This is a genomic window from Campylobacter vulpis, from assembly GCF_014217995.1.
Classification (GTDB): Bacteria; Campylobacterota; Campylobacteria; order Campylobacterales; family Campylobacteraceae; genus Campylobacter_D; species Campylobacter_D vulpis.
Map to the genome: position 1 here is coordinate 1,519,977 of NZ_CP041617.1, position 23,876 is coordinate 1,543,852.

General features: G+C 36.0%; 22 protein-coding genes, 6 tRNA genes and 1 pseudogene. 19 read left to right on the top strand and 10 right to left on the bottom strand.

Going from position 1 to position 23,876, the window contains the following annotated elements:
• Window position 1: 1 nt before the first annotated feature.
• From CVULP_RS07850 to CVULP_RS07865, 4 genes are all read right to left on the bottom strand, one after another.
• Window positions 2–77 (bottom strand) — tRNA-Ala (locus tag CVULP_RS07850).
• A gap of 14 nt (window positions 78–91) precedes the next feature.
• Window positions 92–592 (bottom strand): hypothetical protein, encoded by a 501-nt coding sequence (locus CVULP_RS07855; protein ID WP_099462297.1) that lies wholly within the window; start codon window positions 590–592, stop codon window positions 92–94.
• Window positions 570–1,553 carry a bifunctional diaminohydroxyphosphoribosylaminopyrimidine deaminase/5-amino-6-(5-phosphoribosylamino)uracil reductase RibD gene (ribD, locus tag CVULP_RS07860; protein WP_099507680.1) on the bottom strand — a complete coding sequence of 328 codons (984 nt, stop codon included), beginning with the start codon at window positions 1,551–1,553 and terminating at the stop codon, window positions 570–572. The genes CVULP_RS07855 and ribD overlap by 23 nt, the downstream gene beginning before the upstream one ends.
• Complete coding sequence (locus tag CVULP_RS07865) at window positions 1,554–2,531, bottom strand: galactosyltransferase-related protein (protein WP_099507681.1); 978 nt, start codon at window positions 2,529–2,531, stop codon at window positions 1,554–1,556.
• A 101-nt stretch (window positions 2,532–2,632) separates the two neighbouring features.
• Here CVULP_RS07865 and CVULP_RS07870 point away from each other — a divergent pair.
• The 5 genes and pseudogenes from CVULP_RS07870 to CVULP_RS07890 form a co-directional block, all read left to right on the top strand.
• A pseudogene (locus tag CVULP_RS07870) lies at window positions 2,633–3,739 on the top strand (capsular polysaccharide export protein, LipB/KpsS family); the annotation flags it as partial.
• A gap of 10 nt (window positions 3,740–3,749) precedes the next feature.
• Complete coding sequence (kpsS, locus tag CVULP_RS07875; protein ID WP_099507683.1) at window positions 3,750–4,937, top strand: capsule polysaccharide modification protein KpsS; 1,188 nt, start codon at window positions 3,750–3,752, stop codon at window positions 4,935–4,937.
• Between the two features lie 68 nt (window positions 4,938–5,005).
• The gene (locus tag CVULP_RS07880; protein WP_257874407.1) at window positions 5,006–6,133 is read left to right on the top strand and encodes a DUF829 domain-containing protein; all 1,128 of its coding nucleotides are present in this window, start codon (window positions 5,006–5,008) and stop codon (window positions 6,131–6,133) included.
• A 1-nt stretch (window position 6,134) separates the two neighbouring features.
• Window positions 6,135–7,493, top strand: coding sequence for a cytochrome P450 (locus tag CVULP_RS07885; protein WP_099507685.1), 1,359 nt, complete (start codon window positions 6,135–6,137; stop codon window positions 7,491–7,493).
• Complete coding sequence (locus tag CVULP_RS07890; protein WP_099462283.1) at window positions 7,490–7,897, top strand: hypothetical protein; 408 nt, start codon at window positions 7,490–7,492, stop codon at window positions 7,895–7,897. The genes CVULP_RS07885 and CVULP_RS07890 overlap by 4 nt, the downstream gene beginning before the upstream one ends.
• Here CVULP_RS07890 and acpS read toward each other — a convergent pair whose 3' ends face one another.
• The gene (acpS, locus tag CVULP_RS07895; RefSeq protein ID WP_099462281.1) at window positions 7,898–8,245 is read right to left on the bottom strand and encodes a holo-ACP synthase; all 348 of its coding nucleotides are present in this window, start codon (window positions 8,243–8,245) and stop codon (window positions 7,898–7,900) included. It lies immediately after the preceding gene.
• The gene (gene fliL / locus CVULP_RS07900; protein ID WP_099462278.1) at window positions 8,245–8,781 is read right to left on the bottom strand and encodes a flagellar basal body-associated protein FliL; all 537 of its coding nucleotides are present in this window, start codon (window positions 8,779–8,781) and stop codon (window positions 8,245–8,247) included. The genes acpS and fliL overlap by 1 nt, the downstream gene beginning before the upstream one ends.
• A gap of 80 nt (window positions 8,782–8,861) precedes the next feature.
• On the opposite strand from fliL, the gene CVULP_RS07905 reads away from it, so the two are divergent.
• The 3 genes from CVULP_RS07905 to CVULP_RS07915 are packed head-to-tail and all read left to right on the top strand — an operon-like array spanning window position 8,862 to window position 11,933.
• The gene (locus tag CVULP_RS07905; protein WP_099507686.1) at window positions 8,862–10,226 is read left to right on the top strand and encodes a phosphomannomutase/phosphoglucomutase; all 1,365 of its coding nucleotides are present in this window, start codon (window positions 8,862–8,864) and stop codon (window positions 10,224–10,226) included.
• Between the two features lie 10 nt (window positions 10,227–10,236).
• The gene (locus tag CVULP_RS07910) at window positions 10,237–10,485 is read left to right on the top strand and encodes a hypothetical protein (protein WP_213272934.1); all 249 of its coding nucleotides are present in this window, start codon (window positions 10,237–10,239) and stop codon (window positions 10,483–10,485) included.
• Window positions 10,486–10,532: 47 nt separating this feature from the next.
• Complete coding sequence (locus CVULP_RS07915) at window positions 10,533–11,933, top strand: glycosyltransferase family protein (RefSeq protein WP_141085328.1); 1,401 nt, start codon at window positions 10,533–10,535, stop codon at window positions 11,931–11,933.
• Here the strand turns inward: CVULP_RS07915 and rsfS are convergent.
• Entirely contained in the window at window positions 11,916–12,230 is a 315-nt protein-coding gene (gene rsfS, locus CVULP_RS07920; RefSeq protein ID WP_099462273.1) for a ribosome silencing factor, read from the bottom strand. The genes CVULP_RS07915 and rsfS overlap by 18 nt on opposite strands.
• Before the next feature lie 27 nt (window positions 12,231–12,257).
• A complete protein-coding gene (gene nadD / locus CVULP_RS07925) occupies window positions 12,258–12,791 on the bottom strand; it encodes a nicotinate (nicotinamide) nucleotide adenylyltransferase (RefSeq protein WP_099462270.1) in 534 nt (177 codons plus the stop codon).
• Between the two features lie 61 nt (window positions 12,792–12,852).
• Between nadD and gap the strand changes: the two genes are divergently transcribed.
• Genes gap through CVULP_RS07950 form a run of 5 tightly spaced genes read left to right on the top strand, consistent with a single transcriptional unit; the run spans window position 12,853 to window position 18,147 of the window.
• Complete coding sequence (gap, locus tag CVULP_RS07930) at window positions 12,853–13,848, top strand: type I glyceraldehyde-3-phosphate dehydrogenase (RefSeq protein WP_099507688.1); 996 nt, start codon at window positions 12,853–12,855, stop codon at window positions 13,846–13,848.
• Window position 13,849: 1 nt separating this feature from the next.
• Complete coding sequence (locus tag CVULP_RS07935; protein WP_099462265.1) at window positions 13,850–15,040, top strand: phosphoglycerate kinase; 1,191 nt, start codon at window positions 13,850–13,852, stop codon at window positions 15,038–15,040.
• The gene (locus CVULP_RS07940) at window positions 15,040–15,717 is read left to right on the top strand and encodes a triose-phosphate isomerase (RefSeq protein ID WP_099507689.1); all 678 of its coding nucleotides are present in this window, start codon (window positions 15,040–15,042) and stop codon (window positions 15,715–15,717) included. The genes CVULP_RS07935 and CVULP_RS07940 overlap by 1 nt, the downstream gene beginning before the upstream one ends.
• Window positions 15,714–16,538 carry an enoyl-ACP reductase FabI gene (gene fabI, locus CVULP_RS07945; protein WP_099462261.1) on the top strand — a complete coding sequence of 275 codons (825 nt, stop codon included), beginning with the start codon at window positions 15,714–15,716 and terminating at the stop codon, window positions 16,536–16,538. Before CVULP_RS07940 ends, fabI begins: the two co-directional genes overlap by 4 nt.
• The gene (locus tag CVULP_RS07950; RefSeq protein WP_099507690.1) at window positions 16,528–18,147 is read left to right on the top strand and encodes a hydrogenase small subunit; all 1,620 of its coding nucleotides are present in this window, start codon (window positions 16,528–16,530) and stop codon (window positions 18,145–18,147) included. Before fabI ends, CVULP_RS07950 begins: the two co-directional genes overlap by 11 nt.
• On the opposite strand, the gene feoB is transcribed toward CVULP_RS07950, so the two are convergent.
• Together feoB and CVULP_RS07960 are read right to left on the bottom strand one after the other, a co-directional pair.
• On the bottom strand, window positions 18,139–20,157 hold the full coding sequence (gene feoB / locus CVULP_RS07955) for a ferrous iron transport protein B (RefSeq protein ID WP_099507691.1): 2,019 nt from the start codon (window positions 20,155–20,157) through the stop codon (window positions 18,139–18,141). The two genes, CVULP_RS07950 and feoB, sit on opposite strands and share 9 nt — an antisense overlap.
• Window positions 20,158–20,382, bottom strand: coding sequence for a FeoA family protein (locus tag CVULP_RS07960; protein WP_099507692.1), 225 nt, complete (start codon window positions 20,380–20,382; stop codon window positions 20,158–20,160).
• 149 nt (window positions 20,383–20,531) lie between these two features.
• Here CVULP_RS07960 and CVULP_RS07965 point away from each other — a divergent pair.
• From CVULP_RS07965 to CVULP_RS07990, 6 genes are all read left to right on the top strand, one after another.
• A tRNA-Pro gene (locus tag CVULP_RS07965) sits at window positions 20,532–20,609 on the top strand.
• Between the two features lie 21 nt (window positions 20,610–20,630).
• A tRNA-His gene (locus CVULP_RS07970) sits at window positions 20,631–20,707 on the top strand.
• 3 nt (window positions 20,708–20,710) lie between these two features.
• Window positions 20,711–20,787: transfer RNA gene (locus tag CVULP_RS07975), tRNA-Arg, on the top strand.
• 10 nt (window positions 20,788–20,797) lie between these two features.
• A tRNA-Arg gene (locus CVULP_RS07980) sits at window positions 20,798–20,874 on the top strand.
• Between the two features lie 5 nt (window positions 20,875–20,879).
• Window positions 20,880–20,964 (top strand) — tRNA-Leu (locus tag CVULP_RS07985).
• Window positions 20,965–21,155: 191 nt separating this feature from the next.
• The gene (locus CVULP_RS07990) at window positions 21,156–23,864 is read left to right on the top strand and encodes a S8 family serine peptidase (protein ID WP_213356942.1); all 2,709 of its coding nucleotides are present in this window, start codon (window positions 21,156–21,158) and stop codon (window positions 23,862–23,864) included.
• The last annotated feature ends 12 nt before the right edge of the window (window positions 23,865–23,876 follow it).

The following is a 23,876-nucleotide window of genomic DNA, read 5'->3' on the forward strand; positions in this document are numbered from 1 at the left end:
CTGGTGGAGCATAGCGGGCTCGAACCGCTGACCCCGACGCTGCCAGCGTCGTGCTCTCCCAGCTGAGCTAATGCCCCACAAAAAACGCAAATTATGCCGAATTTTTGCTTAAATTTTGTTTTAAAAAATCCTCAATTTCATTTTGCTTACTTGTTTTTAAAATGCGAATTTGCTTAAAAAGTAAGCCAAGATTAATCAAGCCTAAAACAAGTAAAATTAAATTTGCGCTGAGTAAGATAAGATAAAGCAAAGCAAAGGAATTAAAAGCGGCAAAAAAGACAAAAAGCAAGGCAAAAATTCCTAAAAAACATAAAAAAATATAATGTTTTATTTTAGCCTCTTTAAAATTATCTTCTTTTTGAGTGAGATTGCGAAAAAGCGTGATTTTACTCCCTAAATTACAAAGTAAAATTTTGTCATTTTCTTTAAAATGATAGCTTTTTTTGCTTGTATAATTAAAGCTTTCAGCGTTTGGATTTAAGGTATCTTGCTTAGAATTTAGCGTATAAAGGGGGTGATTTATCTCAACGCTTTTAAGCGTGATAAATCTTAAATCACTCCTTGCATAATTATAAAAGTTCGTAAATTCCATAACTATCCTCCTTAAAATCTCCTCTAAAAAGGGGCTTTAGCTCCAAATCAAGCTTAACATTTTCTTCTTTATTAAACTTCGCATTATGAAAGATTAAAAACATATCCATTTGCTCCTTAAGGCTTTTTAAAAACTCCGCCCCGCCCTCATACATTAAAAATTTCGCATTTTGTGGGATTTGGGTAAAAATTTGGCGATTTTCGACCTTAAAAGCGGGGATAGTTTTATCAAAGCTTTCTAAATTTTGGCGACTTAAAATGCAAAGATTTGGCGCTTTCCCTCCACAAAGTCTTGAATCTAAAATGGGGCGATCTTTTCTTAGCGTTTCTCCTCCAACGACTAAGAAATCGATGATTGAGCGAATTTGATGCGCATAGGTGTGGCTTGTTTCGTTACTGACAAATTTACCCAAAGCACTGCCATTAAGACTTAAAGCAAGTTTAAAAAGCTTGAAAGTGCCTTTTTGCCATTTTAAAAAGGGCTTTAAAAGCTCCCTGCCCTCTTTTTCTAAAATTCCCATTTCGACTAAAATGCCATTTTGTTTTAAAAGCTCTGCCCCACCGCTTGCGATTTTATTTTCATCTTTCACGCTTACAAAAACTTTTTTAAATTTAAGTGTGCTAAAAAGCTTCGCACAAGGTGGGGTTTTGCCCTGATGTGCGCAAGGCTCTAAGGTAACAAAAGCAGTGGCGTTTTGAAGTAAGTTTTGATGATTTTTAAGAATAAATTCGTGCAGGGCATTTGGCTCTTTAGGAAAGCTAAATTCAGGCTTTAAAAGCCTTAAAGCCTCTTTAATGGCGTTTAATTCGGCGTGAGGTTGTCCTTGCTTTTCGTGGGCTTTTATGCTTAAAATTTTACCATTTTTATCAAGAATAACACAACCAACTGCGGGATTAGGGTAGGTTAAAAACTGATATTTCCACGCCTCTTTTAAGGCTAAATTCATATAAAATTCTTCCATTTAAAGCCTTTTTAAAAAAAGTAAAAATCGCTCTAAGCTAAAGAGTTTTGGGCGATAATCGTTAAATAAAATGGAGTAAGTGTCAAGATTTATCTCATATTTGTGGCATAAGCTTTCATAAAGCTCAAGCAAAGACTTTCCATAAGGGCTTAAATTTTCGTCTTTAAAATAGCATTTTTGCTCTAAAATTTGGGCGTTTTGTTTGTAGCGTCTAAAATAAGAACGCAGTCTGTTTCTGCCGTGATGAATGTGAAAAATCACTCTTTTTTCAAAAAAATACGGCAAGCAAAAATGTGCAAGATATTTACGAAAACCACTTGAAAGCATAGGGGCTTTATAAAAGACATTGTCCATTAAATCCTTGCTTGGTGTCAAAGCTTTTTTAAATAAAGCAAGGCGTAGCATAAAGTCAAAATCCTCCCCCCCACGCCCCCTAAAATTCTCATCAAAGCCCTTAATAGCAATATAATCAGCCCTTTTCATAAAAATGCAAGCACTAGGCACGGCAAGGCTTATAAATAAGTCTTTTTTGTAGCTCACAAAAGCATCAAAAAGCTCCTGACGACTCTTTTTTAAAACAGCTCTTGAACCCTTAGGTGAAAGATAAAGGCAGGGTAAAAACATAAATTCACTTTGACCATTTGCAAGTTCTTTCACGCAGCTTAAATTTACCTCCTCATCAAGCAAACAATCCACATCCATTAAATAAATATATTCACAAGAGCTAAGTTTAAAAGCCTCATTTCTTAGCAAGGCTTGACAAATAAGCTCTTTATAAAAGGGCTTAGAGGCTAGTTTGGCATTTTTGTGCGGTGCAATGAGTTTTTTAAGTTTTTTATCATACAAACTACCCCTATCATTATGCCCGAAAATAAGCTCCGTGCTTTCATCTGCTCTTTGTAAAATGAGTTTTACTTTTTTGAGTATATCAAAGGGGCGGAGTTTTAAATCCACAGGGATAATAATGCTATATTTCATACTTTTCCTTTTGGGCGAAATTATAACAAAACTTAAATTTACTAAATAGATAGTTTTAAAAGTTATAATACAAAGAATTTGTTAAAAGGGTGTGGGTGCGAGAGAATTTTAGTAATCATCGTCTTTTTTTTCTTGGTTTTACTTTATGGAAGCGTTCTTTTGTAAAGGCGTTTTTTAAGGCTAAGAGTATGCACTTTTTAAATTCCTTAAGGGAGCTTGAGAAATTTAAATTAAGCGATGATGATGTGTTTTTGATCTGGGGCAAACGCCTAGAAAAAGAAGACTTAAAAACACAAATTGCGAAACAAAACGCAAATTTAAAACCAAAAATTTGCTTTGTAGAAGACGGCTTTATCCGCTCTGTTTCTTTAGGGTCTGACTTGACACGTCCTTTTTCTTTAGTAGTGGATAGCAAGGGACTTTACATCGACGCTTCAACTCCTAGTGATTTAGAGGAACTTTTACAAAATCATAGCTTTGATGAGGGACTTTTAAAAAGAGCAAAAGACTTAATCGACAAATTAAGACTTTATAAAATTTCAAAATACAACACCTTAAAACACGAAAATTTGCATTTTAAGGCTAAAAAGGGGCAAAAAATTATCCTAATCCCCGCACAAGTTGAAGATGATGCCTCTATGCTTTTAGGAAGTGGGGGGCTTGATACCTTGCAATTTATCCAAAAAGTAAGAGAGGAAAATCCTAACGCCCATCTTGTTTTTAAACCTCACCCCGATGTTTTAAGTGGAAATCGTAAGGGCTTAAAAGATGAAAAAACCATTTTGCGAATTTGTGATGAAATGCTGCGTCATTCAAGTATTCATAGTGCCATAGAAGCAAGTGATGAAGTGCATACCATTACCTCAACTGCTGGTTTTGATGCACTTTTAAGAGGAAAAAAAGTTGTTGTTTATGGCACTCCTTTTTATGCGGGCTGGGGACTAAGTGAGGATAAGGTCGAAATTAAACGCCGCACTAGAAAACTAAGCATTGAGGAGCTTGTAGCTGGGGTTTTGATTCTTTATCCGCTTTATTTACATCCTAAGACGAGGAATTTATGTGAGGTTGAGCTAAGTTTAGAGATAATCACGCAAATGCAAAAGGCGTATTTTTCAAAATTCTATATTAAATGGGGGATAGATTCTAGAAATTATGCTTTAAGAAAACTAAGACGCACTTGGGAAACAATGAAAGGTTTTAAAAAATGAGGGTAAAAGTATGCAATTTGACCTTTTGTTAAAAAGAGAATTTAGCGGTAAAAATGTCGTGCTTTTGCAAGGTCCTGTGGGGAATTTTTTCTTACGCTTAGCGAAAAAACTTAAAAAAATGGACGCGAAAATTACAAAAATTAATTTTAATGGCGGAGACTTTTTCTTTTATCCCAAAGGACGAATTTATAAAGGGAGCAAAGAAAATTTAGCCGCTTTTTATGAAGACTTTTTCACGCAAAATCAAACTGAGGTCGTTTTGATGTATAATGATTGTCGCTTCATCAATCACACAGGCTTAGAAGTCGCAAAAAAGCTAGGCATTGCGGTGTGGGTTTTTGAGGAAGGATATTTAAGACCTTATTGCATTACTTTAGAAAAAGATGGGGTTAATGCAAACTCGGCTATGCCACGCGATAAAAATTTCTACTTGAACTTAAATTTAAAAGATATAAGTGCTGAGATAAAAATGATACCGGGCGGATTTAAATTTATGGGCTTTTATAGCTTTTTATACTGGTTTTTTGCCTTTATTTTGTCGCCGTTTTTTAATAATGCTTTGCATCACCGCCCTTTAAATCCTTTAGAAATGTTTGCTTGGTTTAGGGCTTTATTTTTAAAATACAAGTATAAAATCAGCGAAAAAAGGCTCAATGCTAAAATTTATAGTTTAGAAAAAAAGTATTTTTTAGCCATTTTGCAAGTGTATAATGATACACAAATTTTACATCACTACAAAAAAGACATCGAGAATTTTATCGAAGAGACTATCCTTTCTTTTGCAAATCACGCTAGAGCTAAATCCTATCTTGTTTTCAAGCACCACCCTATGGATAGAGGTTATAGAAATTACGCCACTTTGATAGAAAAATTAAGCGAGAAATACCATGTCGAAGGACGCATTTTATATGTGCATGATAGCTATTTGCCACTTTTACTACAAAATGCACTAGGTTGCATTACGATTAATTCCACCGTAGGACTTAGTGCGATTATGGAGGGCTGTCCTACTAAGGTGTGCGGGGAAGCTTTTTATGATTTTGAGGGGCTGACTTATCCTAAGAAACTTCATTTTTTCTGGCGTGAGGCTCACGCTTATAAGCCAAATTCCTTGCTTGTATCGCAGTTTAAAAAATATCTCCTTCAAACTAATCAAATCAATGGCAATTTTTACAAAAATTCCTCTTTAATGAGATAAAATTAATCTTTTGTTAAATCATTTTCTTGCGTTATAATTTCAAAAATTAAATTTGAGTTTTTAAAATGATAAAAAGAGATGTATTTTATATAGCAGGGTATGACCCTAAGGGATATCGGTATTATTATTTATTATTTAAAAGAAATTTAGAGGAGTATAAAAGACGCTTTGAGCTTAAAGTAGAGCTTTCTAAGAGTGATGCGAGTAAGGATTTTCCTTTCTGGTGTGTAAATGCGAATGATGTAGAGTGTCAATACACCTTCCTAGCGTGGAATGATATTGTGAAAAAAAACTGGTCGCAAAATTATAAAGACGCACTTTATGATTGTTATAGTTTTTTTCGCATTTATACCATTACGGGACTTTTTATTAAATTTGGCAAGGAAAGCATTTATCAACTCATCACAGGATATTATCCCTTTTTTTATGTGCTTTTTTCTTTATTATTTTCTTTGGGATTTGGTTTTTTAGCCCTTTATTTTTTAAGTTTTTATATACCTTTGTTTTTTGCTGTTTTGGCTGGAATTTTACTGACTTATTATAGTAATAAATTTTTGTATGATTATGGGAAAAAATTAGCCGTTTTTTGGATTGCTAGAATTTGCTCTTTTTGTGCAAACTGGCAAGAAAGAAGGGTGGGAGATTTAGAAGAGAGAATGGAGCTTTTTGCTCAAAAAATTTATCACACTCTTAAAGAAAATCAAAAAGAAAATTACGAGCTTATCTTACTAACGCATAGTGTGGGCTGTGTGCTTTGCATTGAAGTTTTGGCTAGAGTTTTATCACTTTGTAAAGAAAATGAAGTGGATTTTTCTAGGCTTAAAATTCTCACACTTGGTGAGTGTATCCCACTTGTAAGCTATCAAAAAAAAGCCCTAGATTTTAGAAAAAAGCTTGAATTTGTCGCTGGGTTTGACTTAAAATGGTATGATTATACTTCGGTAATTGATGGGGCGTGTTTTCCGCAGGTAGATTTTATAAGAACAAGCGGAGTTTATGCGAAAGAGCATTTTGGACCTAAGCTTTTAAATCCGCGTTTTCACACCCTTTATAAGCCGCAAAATTATAAAAAAATCAAGCGTGATAAAAACAAAGCGCATTTTTTATATTTGATGAGCGTAGAAAATGACGGAGCTTATGATTTTTTCAACTTCATCGTTTTGGACAAATTTTTAGAAGAAAAGATTAAGGATTAAAATGAGTAGATGTCCTTTTTACCCGAAGCCTTATAAAAATAAGGCTTCGACCTTGCTAACTTTTTTGCTTAAAAGACGCTCTTGGCTGGACGGACTTTATGAAAGAAGTTATCAAATGCAAACAGGCTATGTCAAAATGCCAAATTTCGACCTTTATGTCATTAATGATACAAAAGAAGTTAAAAGAATGATGGTTGATGAAGTAAAAGAATTTCCTAAAAGTGAGCTTTTACATAGACTTTTAAGCCCCTTGCTAGGAGAGAGTATTTTTACAACAAATGGCGAAGTATGGCATAAGCAAAGAGAGCTTTTAAAACCTAGTTTTGAACTGACTCGAATTTCTAAAGTTTTTGATTTGATGAGCGAAGCGGTGGCTGATTTAATGAAGCGTTTTGAAAAATACCCTAACAATGCTTATATAGAAGTCGATGAAATGATGACCTTTGTAACGGCTGATGTAATTTTTAGAACGATAATGTCCTCCAAACTTGATGAGGTGCAAGGTAAGCAAATTTTAGAAGCCTTTGCGACCTTTCAAGAAGAAAGCGTTAGAACAGCGATGCGAGGAATGTTTTACTTCCCAAAATGGCTTTCTTACTTACTAGGAGATAGAAAAAGAGCTAAAGCAGGAGAGCTGATAAGAAAGGCTTTAAGCGACATCATAAAACCGCGTTATGATGGGGTAAAAGAGGAAGAATTTGAAGATATACTTTCATCATTGCTTTTAGTTGTCGATGCGAAAACAAATGAGCGTTTTTCTTTTGAAGAAATTTTAGACCAAGTAGCGATGCTGTTTTTAGCAGGACACGAAACGACCGCTAGCTCTCTTACTTGGACTCTTTATCTTTTAAGCTTATATCCTAAGGAACAAGAAAGAGCATATAATGAAATTTGCGAGCTTTTGCAAGATAGTAAGGATATAAAAATTACCCACCTTAGACAATTTAAATTCCTCACTAATGTCTTTAAAGAGTCTTTAAGGCTTTACCCACCTGTGGGCTTTTTTGCAAGGGAAGCTAAGAAAGATACACAGGTAAGAGACAAGCTCATCAAGCAAGGCTCTGGAGTTGTGATTGCACCTTGGCTGATTCACCGCCACGAGCTTTTTTGGCAAAATCCTCACGGCTTTGACCCTTCGCGTTTTGAAAGAGAATATAAAAAAGAGGCATATTTGCCCTTTGGTATGGGGGAGAGGATTTGCATAGGACAAGGCTTTGCTATGCAAGAAGCAATTCTTATTTTAGCAAATATTTTAAAAACTTATAAGCTTGAGCTTAAAGAGGGCTTTGTGCCAGATGTTGTTGGGCGACTTACGATTCGCTCTCTTAATGGAATGTGGATTAAATTTAGCAAACGATGAGAAAATTAGAACCCAGAATTCGTGCAAGAGTGCGAAAAAATATCAAAGGAAGCCTTAAGGAAAAACTAGCGGGGACGATTTTACTCTGTGCTATCGTGCCTTTAGCAGTATGCGGATATTTATTTATTGTGATTGTGGGGACCTTTTTTAGCACGGCTAGAGTGAGACAGGGTGTAAGGGCGTTAGACCATTTCGTCAATGCAAGTTTATTTAACGGTTATGCTTGGGAGAGTGTTTCTTCTCACGCTTGGAGAGAAAGAGAACGCAAAAAATGGGCGAAAGTCGTCATCAAAATCACCGATTTTTTTCAAAAAGATCATTGTAAAAGGGCAAATCGCAGAGAACAGCCTGTGGTTGATTTCATTCTTTCAAGAAAACTTGAAGAGCAAACCATAGGAAAATAATTATTTTATAATCACGACTGCCATAGCTACGCCCTTATCGTGGCTAATGCTTAAACTTGCTTTTTTAATGTGAAATTTGCGTTTAGTTTTTTTACAAAATTTGATTTTAGGGGCATTTTTTTTGCTTTTTGAAATTGTCATATCCAAAAAGCCACAATGCTTAGAAATCCCAACCCCAAGAGCCTTACTCGCCGCTTCTTTCGCCGCCCAAAAGCCAGCTAAAGTGGCTGAATTTTTGATGAGTTTTTGCTCATCAAGATTTAGGAATTTATCTAAAAAAGCGTGGGCGTGTTTATTATAAATTTTCTCCACTCTTTCTATGGAGACTAAATCGCAACCCACACGCATTAAGAGACGACAAAGTCCGTAAAATAGACATTTTTAATAAAGCCGTCCGTTAGAATTTCATTAATTTTACCGACAAGCTCATCTTTTAGCCTTTCTTTACCCTTACTCGTGCTAATTTCCTCAAAAGTCTTAGCCGTCAAAGTGCGTATAATCACATCGCGAACAATGGCGACCTTTTTGTCAAGCTCTGTTTTTAAAAGCTCACTATTTTGCTCTAGTTCTATGGTGCATTTGACATAACGCGAACCGCTATCGCTTAATAAATTTAAAGTAAAAGGCTCAAGCGGATACATAGGACCAATATTTGCATAATCACTTCCCCTTTGACTTGGTGCTTGAGAACTTTTTGCTGCTGGTTTAACTTCTTCTTTTGGTGCTTCGGTTACTGCACCCTCATCGCTCGAAGTAGAGGTGAGAAGATAAGCGATAAAGCCCATAATAGTAAGAAGTAAAACGAAAAGCACAACAACGATGATAATGACAAGCGAACTCCCCTTTTTCTTTTTCTCTTCCGTATTTTCTACTTCTTCTTCCATAAAATCTTCCTTTTAATGAATTTATTGTAAAATTGTAGCAATTTTTTTTAAATGCAATTTAAATTTTTAAGGAAAATTTTATGCTAGATGTGATTTTTAGAGAATATGATATAAGAGGGCTTTATGATAAAGAACTCAATGAAAAAAGTGTTAAGGCGATTGGTTTTTGTTTAGGTGAAGTAATGCTTAAAAAGGGTTGTAAAAATGTCAGCGTAGGAAAAGATGCAAGATATAGTGGCGATGAGCTTTTTGCTTATCTTATAAGTGGCTTAAACAAAACAGGGATTAAGGTCTATGATATAGGGCTTGTGCCGACTCCACTTGGCTATTTTTCACTTTATGAGGGTTTGCAATTTGACGCAAATATTATGATTACAGGCTCACATAATCCCAAAGATTACAACGGCTTTAAAATTACCATAGGCAAGGAGAGTTTTTTCGGTGCAGAACTTAAAGCATTTTCTAAGGAGGTTTATAAACATTTAGATGATGAAATTCCTGAAAATTTAAAGGTAGAAAAATATGACATTTTAAGTTTATATGTAGAATTTATAAAAAAGCAGTTTAAACACTTGGCAAATTTTGATTATGAATTTGCACTAGATTGTGCAAATGGTGCTGTGGGTGCAGTGCTTGAGCCTTTGATGAAAGCTTTAAATTTGAAAGCGCATTTTCTTTTTAAAGAGCCTGATGGCACTTTTCCCAACCACTCCCCAGACCCCACAGAAAGTGAGAATTTAATCCCTCTTAAAAAATTTTTGAAACAAAATCAAAATGTGCAAATGGCTTTTGCCTTTGATGGGGACGCAGATAGGGTTGTCGCACTAAATAGCACACACACTTTTTGTGGCGATGAGCTTTGCTATTTATTTGCTAAAGATATGGAAAATCCTAGAATTTTAGGCGAGGTAAAATGCTCTAAAAATCTTTTTGATGAAGTGAAGAAATTTGGGACGATTTTTATGGGAAAAACAGGACATTCTCATATTAAAAAAATGATGAAAGAGCTTAATATCGACCTAGCCGCTGAAGTGAGTGGGCATATTTTCTTTAAACATAGATATTTTGGCTATGATGATGGGATTTATGCGTTTTTAAGGACTTTGGAACTCATCTTTAAGGGTTATGATTTGGAAGGTTTAATCAATGCCCTGCCTAAGCTTTATACCACTGAGGAGCTTAAAATCCCCGTGAGTGAGGAGGAAAAATTTAAACTTGTAGAGGCTTTTAAGGAGGCAGTTAGAAAGGGAGCTTTAAAGGAAGTGAGGGAGCTTTGTGAGATTGACGGAGCGAGAATGGACTTTGAAGACGGCTGGGCTTTACTTCGTGCATCAAATACTAGTCCCTATCTCATCACGCGTTTTGAAGCAAACACATCTTTAAGAGCTAAGGAGCTTGAGAAGGCTGTAATGGATCTTTTTGAACAAGTGAAAAATACCATGTAAAGGAAAATCAATGACACAAAAAGAATTATTTTATATCTCACGCAAGAATTATGAAAAAATTTATGCCTTATCAAGTGATAATTATGCTAAGGCTTTATTAGCTTTTGAAAAGAATGAGTATGAAAAGGCACGCGAGATTTTGGAGGGCATAAAGGAGCAAAGTCCTTATGTTTTACTTCAATTACTTTACACTTACACCTTCATTGAATCCACCCCCCCCCCCCCGAGAAAATACGAGAAATTATCAATAAGCTTTTAGGACAAGAGTATGATGAGGATTTTACTTTTGATTTTGCCTTTATCCTTGTGTCGTATGGTTTTTATGAAGAAGCTGATGCTCTAATTGAAAAGCTTTTAGGACAAAAGTCCTATGATGAGAATATATGGTTTGATTGTGCCCTTGCGTATAAGTTTGTCGATAATGAAAAAGCCATTGCTCTGTTAGAGAGGGCTTATGAGCATTTTTCAGCATATAAGCAAGAGATTTTAGAAAATGAGGGGGACTTAAGCGAAGAAGGGGGAAAGAGGCTAGATTCTATCGATGATTTTATCGCTATGCGTGTGTTGGTTGAGTTGGCACATTTGAATTTTAGGCTTTATCGTTATGAAAATGCACTTGATTTATTTGCAAATGTAGAAAATTATAATGCGAAAAATCCGTATTTTTTCATTTCTTACGCTTTAGCTTTAGAATATACAGGTCATTATGATAAAGCTTATGAATGCTACAAAAGAGCTATTACCTTACATACAGAACCTTTTTATTGTTTTGAGTTTTCTAAATTTTGTTTGCGTTTGGGGAGTTTTGAGGAGGGCTTTTTACACTATGAAACGCGTTTGAGCTCAAAAGCCGCTTTTACTTTTTCTAAAAGGCATTATGATGCTGCTTATGCGGCTTTTTATGGGGATAAGGACTTTTTACACGGAAAAAAAGTTCTTGTTTATTGTGAGCAAGGCTATGGAGACACCTTGATGTTTGGACGCATTTTACGCAGGCTTTGTAAGGTTGCTAAGGAGGTGATTTTCTGTCCTCAACCTGCCCTATTTACACTTTTTGACACGCATATTAAAACCCTTCAAAAGCAAAATAAAATCCAAAATAATCTTAAAATAGTTACCAACCTTTCCTATGAGTGCGACTACGCTGTGCCGATTTGCTCCCTTTATCTTTTCTTAAGCTTTTATAATCCAAAAAGCATAGCCAATTTATCATCGCCTCTCATCAGCGTGGAGAAAAGGACACGAACGCAAAAAGCTAAAATTGGCATTTGCTTTCGCACTACAACCCCAGTTGAAAGGCAAGCTATATTTTTCCGCAATATCGATTTAGATTTTTTACTTCAGGCTTTTGAGGGGCTTGATGTGGAGCTTATTAATTTTACACTTTATGAAAAGGGGGAATTAGAGCTTCCCACTCATATTAATGATATATCTTTTGAGCTTAAGGACTGGTTGGCTACAAGTGAGGCTTTGCGTGATGTGGATTTGCTTGTAAGTATTGATAGTGCGATAGCACATTTAGCTTTGGCTTTGGGAATTCCTACTTTGGTGCTTTTGGGAGATAGATTTGATTGGCGTTGGGGGAAGATTGAAAATCCTAAAAGCATTTTTTGGCAAAAAGCACATTTGTGCGTGGTTAATAAAGATGGTCCTAGTGGCATAAGGCAGAAAATTTGTGAGCTTTTAAAATTAGACAAGCCCCTTTAAAAGCTCCTCTAACTGATAGATTTTGCGGTATTGTGGGCTAAGTAAATGTATGAGTATGTCGCCTAAGTCTATCACACTCCACTCTTCGCTACTTTCTACATTTAAAAATTCCTCGCCCTTAGCTTTAAGCTTTGTTTTTAACTCATCGATTAAAGAAAGGGCGTGTTTTTCACCCAAAGTCGTAGCAATGATGACAAAACTTACAAAATACTCCCCCTCTCTCATATCAAAAACTTCGATTTCTTCAGCTTTTTTTTCGTCTAGAATTTGTGTGATTGTGGCGATTCTCTCTTGCATTTTACTCCTTTGTTTTTGAAATTATAGCTATTTTTGGTAGTATTTTTTTACCTCTTCTTGAATTTCGCCACTAACTTTATCTAAGTTTAAATACTCTCTTATAAAAGATGATGAGATATTAATGTGTGTATTTAAATCTTTAAAATTCTTTGGAATTACGATTTTATCACGCTTTGCTATGATAAATTCTACCTTTTTTTGAAGCTCATCAAAAGAATGCCAAGAAGATAGGGTTTGTAGGTGGTCAGCCCCTACTAAAAGATAAAATTTGCTAGGCTTATAAAGCTGGTAGAGAAAATTCACGCTTTCTATGCTCGGCACGGGGCGGTTTTGCTTGATTTCAAAATCACAAATTTCGACTTTTTCGAATTTCCCCCAAAGTTTTTTAACCCATTCTAGCCTTTTTTGTGCAGGAACACTCACACTTTCTTTAAAGGGGCTAATGAAAGCTGGCATAATGATGAGTTTGTCGATTTCTAGTGTATTTAAAGCCTCTTTTATAACGCTTTCGTGTCCTTGATGTGGCGGGTCAAAACTCCCTCCAAAAAGTGCGATTTTCATTTAAATTTTTTAACCTTTTTTTTGTAGAATTCTAGCATTTTATTTTGCAAAAGGAAATTAAATGGCGATAAAAGTTGCGATTAATGGTTTTGGGCGTATAGGAAGATGTGTAGCAAGAATCATCACAGAGCGTGATGATTTAGAGCTTGTAGCGATTAATGATACTACGGATATTGAGCTGACAAAATATCTTTTAAAATATGATACGGTGCATGGCGAATTTAATGCTAGTGTAGAGCTTGAAGATGGCGATTTACTCATTAATAACAAAAAAGTTAAAATGTTTCATACGCGTGATATTAACGAACTTGATTTTGCAAAATACGGTGCAGAGCTCGTTTTTGAATGCACGGGCGCACATTTAACACAAGAAAAATGTCAAGCCTTCCTAAATAAAGGAGTTCAAAAGGTCTTAATGTCTGCCCCCGCAAAGGATAATACCCCAACCTTTGTAATGGGTGTGAATTCTCATCTTTACAAAGGAGAAGCTATCATCTCTAACGCTTCTTGCACAACTAATTGCTTAGGTCCTGTTTGTAGGGTTTTACAAGATAATTTTGGCATAGAAAAGGGCTTGATGACAACCATACATGCTTATACAAATGGACAAAGCATCATTGATGCTAAGGCTAAGGATAAACGCCGTAGCCGTGCTGCTGCACAAAACATTATCCCAACCTCAACAGGAGCGGCAAAGGCTATGAGGCTCGTAATGCCAGAACTTGATGGCAAACTTCACGGACAAAGTATGCGTGTGCCTGTGATTGATGTCTCTAGCGTAGATTTAACCGCACTTTTAAGCAAAAAAGTAAGTAAAGAAGAACTCAATGAAGCCTTTAGAAAGGCAAGCAAGACAAATTTAAAAGGAATTTTAGCTGTCGATGATGAAGAAAGGGTTTCAAGTGATTTCATCACTTCGCCTTTTGGAGCTGTTGTGGCAAGTGATTTAACTCAAGTGATTGGGGAAGATTTTGTTAAAATTGTCGCTTGGTATGATAATGAATGGGGCTATTCTAGTCGCCTTGTCGATATGGCTGTTTATGTAATGGGGGCTTAAGATGAAGAGTGAAATTATCTCCATTAAAGATATAGATTTAGCTAAAAAAAAGGTTTTTATAAGATGTGATTTTAATGTCCCTCAAGATGATTTTTTAAATATCACTGATGATAGACGCATAAGATCAGCTATCCCTACCATACGCTACTGCCTTGATAATGGTTGCAGTGTGATTTTAGCTTCGCACTTAGGACGCCCAAAAGAAATCAGCACAAAATACTCCCTAGAACCTGTGGCAAAAAGACTTTCAAGGCTTATGAGTAAAGAAGTGCTTTTAGCTAAAGATGTCGTGGGTGAAGACGCGAAAAAAAAGGCACAAAATTTAGGAGCAAGTGAAATTTTGATGCTTGAAAATTTACGCTTTGAAAAGGGCGAAACGAAAAACGATGAAAATTTAGCCAAAGAACTTGCCTCTATGGCGGAAATTTATATTAACGATGCCTTTGGAGTATGTCATAGAGCGCATGCAAGTGTAGAGGCGATTACAAGATTTTTTGATGTCAAAGCGGCGGGTTTTTTACTTCAAAAAGAGATTAAATTTGCCGACAATCTTTTACGCCACCCCGCTCGTCCTTTTGTCGCTGTCGTGGGAGGCTCAAAGGTAAGCGGAAAGCTTCAAGCCCTTATCAATCTCTTACCAAAAGTCGATAAACTCATCATAGGTGGAGGTATGGCTTTCACTTTTTTAAAGGCTTTGGGCTATGATATAGGAAATTCGCTTTTAGAAGAAGAATTACTCGAAGATGCAAGAGCAATTATGAAAAGAGGTAGAGAATTAGGTGTGAAAATTTACCTCCCTGTCGATGTAGCTGTGGCAAGGACTTGTTCAAGCGAATCTTTTATGTCCTATGTCCCAACGCAAGAAATTCCCAGTGGTTTTATGGGACTTGACATAGGACCTGCTAGTGGGAAGCTTTTTAGAGAAGCTTTAGCCGATGCACAAACGATTTGGTGGAATGGACCTATGGGCGTTTTTGAGATAGAAAAATTTGCTAAAGGTTCTTTAAAAATGGCACATTTCATAGGCGATAGCCACGCTACGACCATCATAGGAGGAGGCGATACGGCTGATGTTGTTGCAAGAAGTGGCGAGGCTGATGAGATGACTTTCATCTCCACAGGAGGTGGGGCAAGTTTAGAACTAATCGAGGGCAAAGAACTTCCGGGTGTGAAACCTTTGCGAGGCGAGTGATGATTTTTGCTGCAAATTTAAAGTGTAATCACACAAGAGCCTCTTTTGAACTTTATCTCAAAGCTTTAAATGAGACTTTAGGCACACACAATAATAATATTTTCGTCTTTCCTCCTAGTGTAGCCTTTTCACAAAAAGAAAGCTTTTTTACGCAAGGGACGCAAAACTTCTACCCTTGCATTAATGGAGCTTTCACAGGAGAGCTAGGTAAGGAACATTTAGATGAATTTGGCATTAAATGCGTTTTAATAGGACATAGCGAGAGAAGAATTTATGAAAATGAAGCGTTAATAAAGGCAAAATTTGATTTTGCTAAAAAGCAAGGATGGCAAATTTTTCTTTGCATAGGAGAGGATTTAAAGACAAAGCAAGAGAGCAAAACAAAAGATTTTTTAAAAAAACAGCTTGAAAATTTGGATTTAGCTTATGAAAAACTCATCATTGCTTATGAGCCGATTTACTCCATAGGCACAGGCGTAAGTGCTAAAAATGAGGACATAGGGGAAATTTTAGATTTTTTACACACACTCACAAAAGCGCCTTTGCTTTATGGAGGAAGTGTTAATGAAAATAATATTAAGGAAATTTTAAAAATTAATCATTGTGGCGGAGTTTTAGTAGGCTCTGCGGCTTTAAAAGTGGAAAATTTCATCACATTAATAAAGGGGTCAAAATGATTATGCAGGGTAAAAAAGGCTTGATAGTTGGCGTAGCAAATAACAAATCCATAGCTTACGGCATAGCTAAAGCTTGTGCGGCACAAGGGGCAACTTTGGCTTTTACCTTTTTAAACGAAGCTTTGAAAAAACGCGTTGAACCTATCGCCGCGGAATTTAACTCAAATTTTGTTTATGAACTTGATGTGAATAACGCCACGCATTTAGAAAATCTCACTTCTTTAATTAAGAAAGATTTAGGTGAGCTTGATTTTATCGTGCATGCCGTGGCTTACGCTCCTAAAGAAGCTTTAGAAAATTCTTTTTTACAAACGAGTAAAGAGGCTTTTGATATAGCAATGCAAACCTCTGTTTATTCTCTACTTTCACTCACAAGGGCTGTTTTGCCTGTGCTAAGGGATAATGGCTCTATTTTGACTCTAAGTTATTTAGGTGGGGTGAAATATGTCCCACATTATAATGTTATGGGCGTTGCAAAGGCAGCTTTGGAAAGCTCTGTGAGATATTTGGCTAGAGATTTAGGAGAGCGTGGAATTCGTGTCAATGCCATCTCCGCAGGTCCCATTAAAACCCTAGCTGCAAGTGGGATAGGTGATTTTAGAATGATTTTAAGATATAATGAAATTAACGCCCCACTAAAACGCAATGTTAGCATAGAAGATGTAGGAAATTCGGCGATGTATTTGCTAAGCGATTTAGCAAGTGGGGTTACAGGCGAAATTCATTATGTCGATGCGGGATATAACATTATGGGTATGGGTGATGTAACTAAAAATGAAGAGGGTCAAACCATACTTTGCTGGGATAAAAATGGACAATAACGCCCTTAAAGCGTGTTTAGAAAAACGCCTTGCAAATTTAAAAGGCGGAGAAAAAAGGATGATTAACGAAGCAAGTGTGGCGACTATGCTTAAGCATCTTGGTATCTCTAGTGAGCTTTTAAACCTTGCTTGCGAGTATTTTTCTCTAGCACCTAAACTTAATGTCATCTGGCTTCACTTAGCAGAATGCACAGGTTGTAGCGAAAGTTTGCTAAGAAGTGAAAAGCCTGATTTGGCAGAATTTATTTTTGAATTTTTTTCTCTCAATTATCACGAAACCTTAATGCTTGCTAATGGCACTAAGGCTGAAGAGTGCCTAGAGAAAGCTATGAAAGAAGAATTTGTCCTTATCGTTGAGGGGGCGGTCGCACCCATAGATACCTTTTATCTTAGCATAGGTGCGGAGGGTAAAAGTGGCTATGAACTTTTACAAAGCGTTGCAGACAAAGCTCAAATCATTTTCGCCGTAGGCACTTGCTCTTCTTATGGTGGGATACAAGCTGCCTATCCTAATCCTACAAAAACTTGTGGAATTTCACAAGTTTTAAGTCAAAAAGTCATTCAAATTCCAGGCTGTCCGCCGAGCGATGTGAATATCGTCGCCACTTTAGCTTTTTATGCGCTTTTTGGTGAAGCACCAGAACTTGATGATAAAAATCGTCCCAAATGGTCTTATGGAAAGTGTTTGCACGATATGTGCGAGAGAAAGGCGAAATTTGAAAGTGGAATTTTTGCTGAAAGTTTTGACGATGTAGCAGCTAAAAATGGGGCGTGTTTGTTTAAAGTAGGCTGTAAAGGACCCTATACTTATAATAATTGCCCTAAGGTTAAATTTAATGCTAAAACTTCTTGGCCTGTGGCAGCAGGACATGGTTGCATTGCTTGTAGTGAGGAGAATTTTTGGGACGATTTTGGCTTTTATGAAAAACCTATGGCAAATGCTTTTGCCTACGCAAAAATTAAGAGAGAAAATGAGCTGATTTTAGAAAATAAAAATTTAACTTTAAGTGCCTTAAAAGATGAAATAAATGAAGATGAGTTGATTTTTTATCTTAAAGAAAGCTTACAAATTTTAATCAAAAAAGAAGAGACTTTAGAGCTTTTAAATTTCAATTTTGAAGCGAATTTAAAATGTGCTTTGACAAATTTGGCTAAAAATAAACTAGGGCTTAGTTTGCTTGAAAATTACAAAAAAAGCTTTCCTAAGCAATATGCTTTCATCGAAGCAAATTTTGATGAAAATTCAAAAATCTCTAATGATATTTGGGAATTTTTTGGTTTAAGTTACATTTTGGCTAAGGGGGAATTTTTAAAGGATAAAAGGCATTTTATTGAAGCGGCACAAAATTACGCCTTTAAGCACGCTAGCCCTTATGATTTTAAGTTAAGCGTTAAAGAAGATGGCGTAAAGCTTGATTTAAATAAATCTTTAAGAATGAGTTTGATTTATCTTTGTGGGGGGCTTGAGCTTGAGGGAATTGCCTTTTCTTTACTTAGTGCTTTAGCTAAAAGTTTAAAAGAAATTCAAAAAAATTATGCAGATAAAAGGCTTATTTTAAGCGTAGATGAAAGCTTAAATCAGCCCTTTTTGCATCAAATTCTAAGTTAGCATTTTGCTAAGATGTAGCCCTATAAAAGCCACAATATAAGCACTTATACAAGTAAATAAGAAAAGATAAAGCGTGTATTTGAGTTTGCCGCTTTCTTTTGTAAAAACTATGGTTGCTGCAAAGCAAGGATTATAAATCATCACAAACAAAATATACGCAACAGCTGTGCTAAAAGGGATAGTAGAAGCGAGAGTTTGCCTTAAATTCTCATCATTTTCATCTAAATCCTCACCCAAAGAATAAAGCACCCCAAGCGTTGAAATCATCACTTCCTTAGCCGCTAAACCACTTAGCAAAGAAACGCTTAATTTCCAATCAAGCTCCAAAGGCGTAAAAATAGGTTCAATAGTCTTACCAAACTGCCCTAAATAGCTATTTTCGACCTGTAATTCTGCGGCTTTTTTCTCATCTTCTGGAGCATTTGTTTGAATAGGAAAATTACTTGCAAACCATATTAAAATAGAGGCTAACAATATAAAAGTGCCCGCTTTTTTAAGATACATTTTAGCTTTATTAAAAGACATTTGCCATACCAAATTCCAATTTGGCATACGATATTTTGGCATTTCCATAACAAAAGGCTCATCAATGCCCCTAAAAGCAGTCATTTTTAAAAATTTAGCCGCTAAAAGTCCCAAAAAAGCACCTAAAATATAAATTCCAAATAAATAATTTCCCGCTTGCTCACCCCCAAAAAAAGCACCGATAAAAAGCACATAAACAGGTAACCTAGCTCCACAACTCATAAAATTAATCACAAAAAGCGTAAGAAGTCTATCTCTTTTATTTTTAAGCGTTCTTGTCGCCATAAAAGCAGGAACAGAGCAACCAAAACCGGTAATAAGTGGGATAAAACTTTTTCCGTGTAAGCCAAATTTATACAAAATTCCATCAAGCAAAAACGCTACACGCGACATATAGCCCGTAGTTTCTAAAAGAGCAATGCCGAAAAATAAAATCAAAATATTAGGTAAAAATAAAATCACAGCCCCCACACCGCCTATAATCCCATCAGCTAAAACAGAGGCTAAAAGCTCATTAGAGATATGCTCTTTGCATAAATCTCCAAGTGCTCCAAAGCTCATTTCTATATAATCCATAGGAATAGCACCAAGCGTAAAAGTAAGCTGAAAAAGCACCCACATTAAAAACAAAAAGATTGGCACTCCAAAATATTTATTAATCAAAAGAGCATCAAGACTTTTTGTGATGTTGCTTGAGGTAGGCTCTTGCTTTGAAATTTGCTGAGAAAGTCCTGCACTAAAGGCGAGCAAATCCTCCTTAAAAATTTCATCAATACTTTGACTTTGATAACGCTCAAAAAGCCTATTTTGCGAATTTTTTACCGATTCTTGACAGGCAGTATTTTGAATTTTATTTTGAAGTAAAGAGATGGCATAAATTTTCATATTTTCATAAGGATTTTCTAAATCTATTTGTTTTATATGTTGGCAAATTTGTTCAATTTCCGCTTCCAACTGCTCACTATAAACTCTTATGAAAGGAGTGAAAGGAGCTTCATATGTTTGTATAATGAGGTCTAAAAGAGTGTTTAAATTTTCTTTTGTCTTAGAAGAAACGCTAATGCTAGGTGTTTTAATCAAATCTTCAAGCTTCTTTACATCGATACTAAATCCCTCTTTTTTAGCTTCATCACTCATATTAAGTGCTAGAATCATCTTTTTTTGACATTCTAAAAGCTGAGTGCTTAAGATAAGATTGCGTTCCAAATTTGTGGAGTCAAGTATATTAATGATAAGATCGTAATTTTGCGTCTTGATATAATTTTGAGTTATTTTCTCTTCTTCAGAATAGCCATCAAGTGCATAAGTCCCGGGTAAATCAACAAATTCAAGCATATAATTTTTATAAACAATTTTCGCACTTGCCTTCTCCACCGTAACTCCCGGAAAATTTCCTACCTTTAAATTTGATTTGCAAAGTGCATTTATAAGAGAACTTTTTCCAACATTTGGCTGACCAACCAAGATGATATTGATTTTTTGCATTTAAATTCTTTCTATTTTTATAACTTTAGCTTCATTAGCTCTTAATATCACGCAGGAATTTTCAAGCTCAACTAAAATTGTCGCTTTTTTTAAGGAGGAATTGAGTTTTTTGACTTTTTTATTTTTTAAAAAACCGAAATTTAAAAGCCTATTTTTAAGCTCTAATGGAGCTTCAAAACCTATTATCAAAGCACTTTCTCCATCTTTTAAAGAATCCAAAGTCATAAAATCTCCTTAAAAAATACTGAAAGCGTATTATATTCTTTTTAAAATAAATTTGAGTTTAATTATCAAAATATAAAGTGCAATAGCCTCTCCTCCGCCAAAACTTGACATAGTGTTAAATTTTTGATAGAATAACGACTTTAATTTTACGGGGTGTAGCGCAGTCTGGTTAGCGCACCTGGTTTGGGACCAGGGGGCCGAAAGTTCGAATCTTTTCACCCCGACCATCTTTATAATTTATAAAAATGGTGAGTGTAGCTCAGTCGGTTAGAGCATCAGATTGTGGTCCTGAGGGTCGTGGGTTCGATTCCCATCACTCACCCCATCAGCGTCCGTAGCTCAATTGGATAGAGCGACAGACTTCGGATCTGTAGGTTATGGGTTCGATTCCTATCGGGCGCACCACCTTAGATATGCGTTCATAGCTCAGCTGGATAGAGCAACGGCCTTCTAAGCCGTAGGTCAGAGGTTCGAATCCTCTTGAGCGTACCACTTTTGCGGATGTGGTGAAATTGGCAGACACGCCAGACTTAGGATCTGGTGCAGCAATGCGTGAAGGTTCAAGTCCTTTCATCCGCACCACGCTACTTAATACTTAAATATCTAAATCTTACCTCTTAAACTTTTAGAGATTTATTTAACATTTTCTCCTTTGATTTAAAATATAATAAGATTATAGAACACACTCACAACGGCTTCTGTCGCCTATTAATTAAGACTTATTTTATACTATTTGTTATACAATTAACGCATTTTATTTTTAGGATTTATCGATGAAAAAAGTTATAAAAGCTCTATTTTTAAGTATTATTTTTTTATTTTATGGTTGTGGGGGGGGGGGGGGTGGCTCGGTAGGCACAGCCTTAAAGCCACCTTCACTTCGCCCTCCCCAAGTAGCACCAACTGCTTTTTCAAAAGCTCATCAACCAACGCAATTTAGCAGTGTTCAAACATCACAAACAGACAATTACAACGATGAAAATAAAATTTCTCACATCGGTATAGCTGATGGAGTTTTTGCCACGTATGACAAAACTGAGGCTAAAAATATGACGATGACTAATCAAGTCATTGCAAATACCACAGGTGCTGAGGGACACGGCTCAAAAGTAGCTTCCGTAGTCGCTAAATATAATAATACCTCAAAGCTTTTTGGCTATGATGCGGGTAAAGCAGATAGCACTAGCCTTAATGTGAGCGAATTAATTTATATTACTCTTGAAAGGCAAGGAACAAAAATTTATAATAATTCTTTTGGCACAAACCCAACTTCTAACTTGAGTCAAATTAATTACACATTTTATGATAATCTAGTTAAAAGAGTGAAAGAGCAAGATAATATCTTCGTATGGGCAGCAGGAAATGAAAAGCAAGAAATGGCAAGTGATCAAAGCTCCCTCCCCATAAAACACAATGAAGCTAAGAAAGGCTGGATAGCTGTAACAAGTCTTAATCAAAATAATCAATTTGATAACACTTATGCAAATAAAATAGGCGAAAGAGCGAAAAACTGGGGTATAGCTGCACAAGGAACACATACTTTTCAACAAGGAAATGGCTCTGGAACCTCCTTTGCCGCTCCGGTGGTAACAGCAGCAGTGGCTAAAGTGTGGGAGCAATATCCGTGGATGGATAATCACTTGGTCGTTCAAACCATACTTAGCACGGCTGATAAAGAAAACTCAAGCGACCCTACCGAAGAACCAAACGCTACCATAGGCTGGGGCAAGCTTAATGTTAATCGAGCCTTAAAAGGACCGGCGCGTTTTGACAAAAAACTTCTTTTAGATAATAAAGAAATGGTAGAGGTTCATTTAGATTACAGAAATTATACTGATCAAAATAAGCTGACTTGGAGTAATGACATCAAAGGCGATGCAGGACTTCATAAAAAAGGCACAGGGACGCTTATCTTAAGCGGAAATAATAGCTACACAGGAGAGACAAAAATAGAAAATGGTGTCTTAAAGCTCACAAATGGGGGCATTACAGGTAATAAAATCAATATCCAAACACAAGGCACACTCACCGCCGCTAGTTCAAGCAATATGATAAACGCAAAAACCATTGATAATCAAGGCGGAATTTTTGAAATCACAGGCAAAGGTGCTAAAATCGAAAACTATCAGGGAAGCTCACAGGCTAAAATCATCATCGATTTAACAAGTAAATTAGAAGCCTCAAATAAAATAGATATGAAAGATAGTATCCTCATCACTAACGCAACGCAAACAAACAACATAGTCTCCACATATCAAAACAGCTATCACACGCTTATAAGTGCCAATGAAATCGCTAATTTTAACGGCAATTATCAAATCACTTCAGAAAGCAATGCTTTCATCAACATCAAAGAAGCGCTTTACAATAATAAAGAATTCAAGGTATCCTACACCAGAAACAGCGCAACTAGTGTGGTAAAAGCCCTAAATTACAATGATGAAAGAACCTTAAAAACGGCGGATAATTTTGAAAATCTTTTAAAGAGTTTAGAAGATGACAAGGAACAAAGCCCTATTTATGAAGCATCTTTGAGTGTGCTTAATGCTAATGTGAATTCTTTAAATCGCATTATCGACTCGCTCACAGGTGAAATTCACGCGACAAATAATCACTTCCTAGCCAAGCAAAACGAACTCTTAGCCTATAAAACCGCCCAAAGAATCAATTATCTAAGAAGACAAGATAACAGCGGAATTTACGCCCTTGCTTTACATAGTAAATTTGACATTTCAAGCGATGTTTATGCGGGAGGTAATGCTAAACTTAATTCCGTGCTGATAGGGCACGATCATCATTTTGATGATTTGATGCTAGGCTTTAATATCCTCGATGCGAAAACAACAGCAAAATTTGACAAAATAGCAGGAGAAAGCGAGATAAAAAATCACTATTTTAATCTTTATGGAAGTTATGAATTTGATGATTTTTATTTAGCGAGTGCTTTGGGACTTGGCTTTGTGAAAAATAAAACTCAAAGAATTGTCAATAATATCCCATCTCATAGTCAGCACAATGATAAACTTTATAATTTTTACTTAGAAGCGGGGAAGGATTTCTCTCATCATAGTGCGATTTTTACGCCTTTTGTTGCGTTTGCTAATGAAAATATTGTAAGGGGAAATTTTAGCGAAGAAACGGCACTAGGCTTTGAAGCACAGGAAAAAAATTATCATTTATATAAGGCTATTGCTGGGCTTAGGACTTCTTTATTGTTAAGCAATATAGAGCTTGAGAGCGAGTTGCGTCATAGCTATGCTTTAAATCCTAGCGATTTTGGTTTTGATGCAGCATGGAAAAACGGCGCTAAGGCTTACATCAAAGGCGCGAAACAAAATAAGCATTTAACTTATGCAAATTTTAGCACGATTTATCATCTTTCTCCGCGCGTTAAACTTGACGCACAATATGACTTATCTTTAGAAAATCTTAAGCAAAATAAAGTTCATATCTTTAGCTTAGGTTTGCGTTATGCTTACTAATCTACCCTCACG